The organism is Aeromicrobium halocynthiae, assembly GCF_039531385.1.
GTDB classification, from domain to species: Bacteria; Actinomycetota; Actinomycetes; order Propionibacteriales; family Nocardioidaceae; genus Aeromicrobium; species Aeromicrobium halocynthiae.
The window spans coordinates 1-1,826 of the sequence record NZ_BAAAPY010000022.1; the positions used below are offsets into that span (position 1 = coordinate 1).

Sequence of the window (1,826 nt, forward strand, 5' to 3'; positions counted from 1 at the left end):
AACGGCAGGCTCGAGCACCTACGCGGCTCCGCACTCGGGTTCCGCAACCTCACGAACTACATCGCGAGATGCTTGCTCGAGTCCGGCGGGTTCAGGCCTCGACTACACCCTGGATTGTGAAGAGCCCGTTAAGTCGTTAGACGTCTGCGCGACGGTGTCGGCAGCCTCGGGCCGGAGCTGGTCTCGCCTGCCGGACGAGTCCGATGACCGGGTTGTCTCGTTGGACGACGATGAGGTTCATGCCGAGACCGGTCATCCGCTCGGCTCAAGCGGTCAGGTCGCATGGGTCGATCCAATTGCCGATCCGGTGAGCGGTGTCGTCGATGTAGCCGCTGCGGCCGCGGCGGTGTCGCTGTTCCGTCATCCTCACAAACGGTGGTTTCTGAGACACGGGCCGCGGGTGTTGGCTCGCCCAGCGCGGTGCCGCGCTGTGGCTTCGTTCGCTTGGTGGCGGGGTTTTTGCAGCGCTCCGTGGCGGTCTTGTTGCCGCGATCACGCAGGACTGGCGGCAGGTAGGTGTCGCGGTCTGAACCGAGAGGGGTGCGCCCGGTCGGGGCCGTTTGGATCGCGGCCGCTACGTCAGAGTCCGAAGGCTCCGCCGCTGACGAGGATCACGATGCCGAGGCCGATGAGAACGATGGGGAAGAGGATGTGCTCCCAGCGTTCGAGCACTTCGGCGATCGGGGGGCGGGTGGCGACGAACTTTGCCAGGGCCACCAGGACCGCGACGAGCGCGAGGAAGACGATGCAGTAGGCGACTACTGCGAGAGGTTCCACGCTGAGGAAGACAGGGGTGTAGACGCCGATGTTGTCGCCGCCGTTGGCAAGGGTGACGCCTGCGACTGTCCACACGCCGACCTTCTTGCCGGCAACCTTGGCCTCGTCGTCATCGTCGTCATCGTCTCCGCGCCAGGCCTGCCATGCGGCCCAGAGGCCGAGGCCCAGAGGGATGAGACCGAAGTACGGGATGGCTGCCGAGGGCAGGAATGCTCCGGCGCCGATGGTCACCAGGACCGCGGCACCGAGGATGCCGGCGAATCCGAGGTACTGGCCGGCCAGAATGCGGGCGGTAGTGCCGCGCTGGCCTGCCCCTCGCGCGAAGAAGAGGGAGAGCACGATGATGTCGTCGATGTTGGTCGCTGCGAACAGGCCCATCGCCTGCAAGACCGAGGTGAGGATCATGCGCCCTTCCCAGCTGCGTCGCATCCGGGAAGCGAGCAGGCGGGATCGATGCACGGGGCGTCTTCGTCCACTGCCAGGGTGGCATCGACCAGTGCCGTCAGCGCCTGCGCCAGGTGCGAATCGGCGATCTCATATCGTGTCCGACGACCCTCGGGCTCGGAGACGACGATCCCGCAATCGCGCAGGCATGCCAGGTGGTTGGACACGTTCGGGCGTGTCAGGTCCAGATCTCGGGCCAGTTCCGCCGGGTAAGCGGGATGGTCGAGCAGGGTCAAGATGATCCGGGATCGAGTGGGGTCGGCCAGTGCACGACCCAGGCGGTTCATCACGTCGAGACGCGAAGCAGTAGTCAGCATGGACTGAACTATACAGCGCGCACTGAACACTTGGTCACAGATGCTCCTATATCCGTCAAGCGGCGATCTGGGACTCGATTCGTGCATCGCGGATGGGTCGCATGGCGGCCCAGAGTTCGCGTGCGAGGAGTCGCTTGAGGCAGCGGATGATCTCGGCTTTCGTCTTGCCCTCCGACGTCCGCCGAGCGACGTAGGCCTTGGTCGGTTCGTGGTGTTGCATCCGCACGATCACGACCCGGTAGAGCGCAGCGTTGGCCTGGCGATGGCCGCCCCGGTTCAACCGATGCC

2 protein-coding genes and 1 pseudogene are annotated in these 1,826 nt (G+C 65.4%); all 3 read right to left on the minus strand.

The window, feature by feature from the left end:
• Positions 1 to 579: 579 nt before the first annotated feature.
• Positions 580 to 1,182, minus strand: a complete 603-nt coding sequence (locus tag ABD213_RS14980; protein ID WP_016997609.1) for a cadmium resistance transporter — start codon at positions 1,180 to 1,182, stop codon at positions 580 to 582.
• Positions 1,179 to 1,538, minus strand: coding sequence for a Cd(II)/Pb(II)-sensing metalloregulatory transcriptional regulator CmtR (cmtR, locus tag ABD213_RS14985; RefSeq protein ID WP_344330287.1), 360 nt, complete (start codon positions 1,536 to 1,538; stop codon positions 1,179 to 1,181). Before cmtR ends, ABD213_RS14980 begins: the two co-directional genes overlap by 4 nt.
• 55 nt (positions 1,539 to 1,593) lie before the next feature.
• Positions 1,594 to 1,826 (minus strand): annotated as a pseudogene (locus ABD213_RS14990) (IS110 family transposase); the annotation flags it as partial.

What these genes read in the sequence shown, in the direction of transcription:
- ABD213_RS14980 (WP_016997609.1), bottom strand. Translation starts at nt 1,182, where the DNA reads ATGATCCTCACCTCGGTCTTGCAGGCGATGGGCCTGTTCGCAGCGACC.
- cmtR (WP_344330287.1), bottom strand. Translation starts at nt 1,538, where the DNA reads ATGCTGACTACTGCTTCGCGTCTCGACGTGATGAACCGCCTGGGTCGT.